The sequence below is a fragment of the Streptomyces sp. NPDC017529 genome (assembly GCF_044329785.1).
Taxonomy (GTDB): Bacteria; Actinomycetota; Actinomycetes; order Streptomycetales; family Streptomycetaceae; genus Streptomyces.
This window is the reverse complement of the sequence record NZ_JBIRJY010000047.1, coordinates 1-3,904: the sequence shown is the minus strand read 5'-3', so window position 1 is coordinate 3,904 and position 3,904 is coordinate 1. Positions and strand designations below refer to the sequence as shown.

Annotated in this window: 5 protein-coding genes; 4 read left to right on the top strand and 1 reads right to left on the bottom strand. The window is 68.1% G+C overall.

Going from position 1 to position 3,904, the window contains the following annotated elements:
• Nucleotides 1–609: 609 nt before the first annotated feature.
• The 4 genes from ACH4K4_RS38620 (at nt 610) to ACH4K4_RS38605 (ending at nt 3,362) form a co-directional block, all read left to right on the top strand.
• Nucleotides 610–1,494, top strand: coding sequence for a DUF6192 family protein (locus ACH4K4_RS38620; protein ID WP_398175052.1), 885 nt, complete (start codon nt 610–612; stop codon nt 1,492–1,494).
• 78 nt (nt 1,495–1,572) lie between these two features.
• Nucleotides 1,573–1,917 (top strand): hypothetical protein, encoded by a 345-nt coding sequence (locus tag ACH4K4_RS38615; RefSeq protein ID WP_398175049.1) that lies wholly within the window; start codon nt 1,573–1,575, stop codon nt 1,915–1,917.
• 68 nt (nt 1,918–1,985) lie between these two features.
• Nucleotides 1,986–2,840 carry an IS5 family transposase gene (locus ACH4K4_RS38610; RefSeq protein ID WP_398175046.1) on the top strand — a complete coding sequence of 285 codons (855 nt, stop codon included), beginning with the start codon at nt 1,986–1,988 and terminating at the stop codon, nt 2,838–2,840.
• Nucleotides 2,841–2,912: 72 nt separating this feature from the next.
• Complete coding sequence (locus ACH4K4_RS38605; protein ID WP_398175043.1) at nt 2,913–3,362, top strand: helix-turn-helix transcriptional regulator; 450 nt, start codon at nt 2,913–2,915, stop codon at nt 3,360–3,362.
• Here the strand turns inward: ACH4K4_RS38605 and ACH4K4_RS38600 are convergent.
• Nucleotides 3,312–3,611, bottom strand: coding sequence for a hypothetical protein (locus tag ACH4K4_RS38600; RefSeq protein ID WP_398175040.1), 300 nt, complete (start codon nt 3,609–3,611; stop codon nt 3,312–3,314). The genes ACH4K4_RS38605 and ACH4K4_RS38600 overlap by 51 nt on opposite strands.
• Nucleotides 3,612–3,904: the final 293 nt, after the last annotated feature.

The window sequence follows — 3,904 nt, the reverse complement described above, 5'->3', positions numbered from 1 at the left end:
AGAAGCTGTTCCCGGTCCTGACATGACAAGTTGCGGGGCTTCGGGGCAGGTCAGCGGTGGGGTGGGCGGGGGTCTGGTGCCCTGCGTACGGTGGTTCGCATGGGCAGGGTTCCCCGGCTGCGGCTGATCACGAGCGGCGAGGCACGTGATGGCGGGCCGCGGCTGTGCCGAGGGTGCGGTGGGCCGCTGATGCCGTCGGCGAAGGCGACGGCCGTGTTCTGCTCGTCGGTCTGCCGCTCGCGGCACTGGCGCCGGCAGCGGCGGACGCGGGCGAGGACCGAGGCGGTGCTGGCCGCAAAGGCGGCCGTCTGCCCGGAGTGCGGGGCCGGCTGGACGGTCGGAGTCGACCATTCTCTTGCGGCAATCTACTGCTCTCCCCGCTGCCGCAAACGGGCCTGGCACCGGCGGCGCACGCAGGAAGGCGGGGTGTGAGACGGCGCGGGCGGCGCCCGCGGGGCCGCTTCACGCGCCGGGGCGACGCGCCCTGGCAGGCGCCCGGGAGGAGTCCGATGGTGCCAGGTGACGGGCTTGCGGGGCGAGCTGGCGGCACGGAAGGGTGCCGCACCCGGGTCCGTGGGGGTGGATGCAATGTCCGCAATGGTCGGGAGTGTGAGCCAGGAACGCTACGACGAGCTGGTCAAGCTGGGGCGGGACTGGGTGGCGACGATGAGTGCGGTCCAGTGGCAGATCGGGGACGCGGGCCTGGAGATCGAGCCGATGCGTTCGTATGGGGGTGCGAACCCGTCCGGGACCGAGGGCCTGTTCACCGTCAGCGAGGCGATACGGATGTTCGCCGAGGACATCGGTCTGGCCTACACCACGGTGCGGGACTACCGGTGGGTGGCCTCGCGCTGGCCCAGGCGGCACCGGCGGGCGGACGTCTCGCACACCATCCACAAGATCCTGGCCAACATCCCCGATGAGGCCGAGCGGTTCGAGGCGGTGACAAACCCCCCGCCCAGCCCGCGCGACGGCACGGCCCGCTGGACGCACGACAGCGCGAAACGGATCGTCGGCTGGAAGCTGGACAACCCCGAAAGCGTCCAGGAGAAGGTCGAGGCGATTCACGATCTGGCCTCGGACGACGCGGTCGCGGCGGTGGTGACCACCGACTTCCTGCGCCGGCCGGAGGTGGCCTCGAAGGCCATGGCCGATGACACCGCCCGGCACATGGTCAATGAAGCGCAGTTCGACCGGTTCCGCCAGGACGTGCAGTTCACCCAGTCCAGTGCACCGCAGCTTCAGCGCCTGGAGCACGGCGCCCAGTTCATGGACCTGGTCGCGGCCTGCGCGCAGTTCGTGGCCACGGCCGGGCGGATCGTGCCGAACCTGGAGGGCGAGGACTACGACTACGGCGAGCGCGAGACCATCGCCAAAGGGCTGGAACGTGTTCGCGCCGCGGCCGACTGGATCGAAAACGCCGTCACCCGCGGCGAGGTCGACCTGGACGAGCAGCTGGCCAAGCTGCTCAAAGGCCAGGGCGAGGGTGAGTAGGCGATGGGGCGGGGCCTCCCCGCTCACGTCCACGCCGAAGCGATCCTGAGCGCCCTGGAAGAAGCCCGTCCTGCGGGCATGGACATCGGCTTGCTCATGACGGCCACCGAACGCACCCGGGCCCAGGTTCACACCGGTCTGCGGCATCTGCGACTGGTTGCGGCCGCCCGCGGGCTTCCGCCGGTGACCTGGGACAGATCGTGGGGCTATCGGTTGCTGGATGACGCACCGGATGTGTGGATCAGCTACGAGCGGGCGTTCTTGGAGACCGAACACCACCGGGTGGAGAACTTCATCAAGACGACGTTGCTCGCACACGAGAAGAAGACCCCCGAGGACCCCTACATCCAGACCCTGCTCACCCAGATCAGGGCTGTGGAGTCCACCTTGAACCTGCTGGCCAACCTGGGACGGACACCCTAGGAAGAAGGCACCGGGCCGCGGCGGCCGCAGTTGGCCTCCTCGTCGTCGGCCGCGGCCCGGGCTCGGTGATGCTGTCCTCCTACCGCTACCCCTCCGACGCCACGGACCTGGAATGGTTCCTGCTGGAGCCGCTACTGCCCGTCCCTGCCTGCCAGACGCCCACCGGCGGGGCGCCGGAGAAGTGGCCCCGCCGACGGGTGGTCGACGCCATCAGGTACATAACAGACAACGGCGCGAAGTGGCGGTCGCTGCCCGCCGACTTCGGCATCCCCTGGAGCACGGTGTTCAAGTACTTCGCCCGCTGGGCGAAGAACGGCGTCCTCAAACGCATCCTCGACCAGCTCCGCCGCCGGCTGCGGCTGCGCAGCCGGCGCTGTCCCTGGCCGGTCCGGGTGATCATCGACGGGCAGTCCGTCAAGGGGGCGGAGACTGTTTCGAGGGCGACGCGCGGGTTCGATCCGGGAAAGATGATCAATGGCAGGAAACGGCATCTCGTGGTGGACCAGAGCGGCCTGCTGGTCGATGTGCTGGTCACCCCGGCCGACGTCCCCGAGCGCGACGGCGCCCGCATCCTGCTCGCCCGCCTGCACGCCGAGCACCCGGAAATCGTGCTGGTCTGGGGCGATTCCGGCTACGGCGGCAAGCTCATCGACTGGGCCCGCGACACGCTCGGCATCACCATCAAAACCGTGCCCCGGCCCAAGGGCGCCAAGGGGTTTGTCTTGTTGCCAAAGCGGTGGGTGGTGGAACGGTCGAATTCGTGGACGATGCGGGCGAGGCGCAACGCGCGGGACTACGAACGCAAGATGTCCCACGCCGAAGCGCACATCCAGTGGGCCTTCATCACCCTCATGAGCCGCCGTCTCGCCCGGCCGCACCGCCAGCCCCGGCACCGGTTGGTCACGCCGCCGGCCGCCGCCTGAACAGCCCAGCAGGTGCGTGCGGCGGCACCCCGTTGCTCACCGGCCTGTCCGTCCCGCCATGGCCACCCTATAATGCCTGAAACGGATTTCAGGTATTTGCTCGCAGGCTTTCGTGCGGGCAGGGGGCGGCACATGAACAAACCTGGAGCACGGTGGAGCTTCCTCTCCAACCACACCCGCGTTCTCCTGGTGCTCGCCCGGGAACCCACGTCGCGCATCCGTGACATCGCCGCGGCCTGCCACGTCACGGAACGTACTGCTCAGACCATCGTCGCCGACCTCGAAGAGGCCGGATACCTCAGCCGGGAACGACACGGTCGACGCACGCACTACACCCTTCGCCTGGACGGCAGGCTCCGCCACCCAACCGAAGCCCACCTACCGGTCCGGGCACTGCTGGGTCTCCTCGCCGACCGCAGCTATGGAGCCCTCCCCGGCCGGCGTCCACAGCCGGGGAGCCTCTCCGCTGGGTCAGCCCATGGCGATGAAGTGGAAGGGACGGTCGGCGGCGGCACCGACTGAGTTGCCCGTGATGACCATCACCCTCTCAGTCGTGGCGCCGCTGACGTGAGTGTTGTCCAGCAGGTTCCAATTTTCGCCGTCCAGGGTGGCAACGACCGACGGCGTCTCCCTGAAGTCGTTGTTGAAGGTGATGATGTACTTGCCGGCGCTGAGCTTCGTCACCTTGAAGGCGTAGCCGGCAGTCCTGGTGCCGTCGGCAGCAACGGTCCCACGGACGATCTGGAGATTTTCGTAGGCTTCGATAGCCACTTTTGGTTCTCCTTACCTGGGCGATCTCGCTTCATGTGCATGTCCGTGCTGGAGGCACTCATGCTCCATTCGAATGACATACGCCCGCTCGGGTGAAGCCCACCTGCCTGTCCGAACACTGCTGGGTCTCCTCGCCGACCGCGACAACCAGCAGTGAAACCGTCCGGAGAGGCACCCCGCACACGCCTGCCGTTCGAAACGCCGTCCATCGACGCCGAACCGAACGGCTATCGAAACTGCCTCTATACGCCGCAGCCCGGTGACCAGCGGAAACCGGTTCAGGAACAGGCACT

What these genes read in the sequence shown, in the direction of transcription:
- ACH4K4_RS38615 (WP_398175049.1), top strand. Translation starts at nt 1,573, where the DNA reads ATGGACATCGGCTTGCTCATGACGGCCACCGAACGCACCCGGGCCCAG.
- ACH4K4_RS38610 (WP_398175046.1), top strand. Translation starts at nt 1,986, where the DNA reads ATGCTGTCCTCCTACCGCTACCCCTCCGACGCCACGGACCTGGAATGG.
- ACH4K4_RS38605 (WP_398175043.1), top strand. Translation starts at nt 2,913, where the DNA reads ATGCCTGAAACGGATTTCAGGTATTTGCTCGCAGGCTTTCGTGCGGGC.